At 46.7% G+C, this 574-nt stretch carries 1 pseudogene; it reads left to right on the top strand.

Features of this window, described 5'->3' with window-relative positions:
* A pseudogene (locus ACS8FC_RS19550) lies at positions 1–574 on the top strand (exonuclease SbcCD subunit D C-terminal domain-containing protein); the annotation flags it as partial.

Raw genomic sequence — 574 nt, forward strand, 5'->3', positions numbered from 1 at the left:
AAGCGCTGTATTATGAATTTTTGGGTAGGGTCTCACGCTCCTGCTGTCAGCATGTGGTCATTGTTGCAGGCAATCACGATTCACCGACATTTTTAGATGCACCAAGCAATGTGCTCAAATTTTTGAATGTCCATGTAATTGGGACTGCTTGTGACAATTTAGAAGATGAGGTATTGGTCTTAGGTGATGATGATAACAATCCTCATTGCATCATCGCCGCTGTACCCTACCTGCGCGATCGTGATGTACGTAGCAGCAGCGCTGGCGAGTCTGCGGATAGCAAAGACGCCAATGTTATCAAGGGTATTCGTACCCATTACGATGAAGTAGCAAGCATTGCAAAAGAACAACAGGCAGAATTAATAAAAACTCATCAACGGCATATCCCTATCATTGCCACAGGTCATCTATTCGCAGCAGGCGGCAAAACAACCGACGATGATGGCGTACGCGATCTCTATGTTGGCTCACTTGGCAAAATATCCGCTGATATGTTTGATGAGGGTTTTGACTATGTCGCCCTTGGGCATTTGCACGTACCACAGCGCGTTGGCGGTCGTGAGGGTATTCGCTA

Source organism: Psychrobacter sp. 1Y4 (assembly GCF_051847555.1).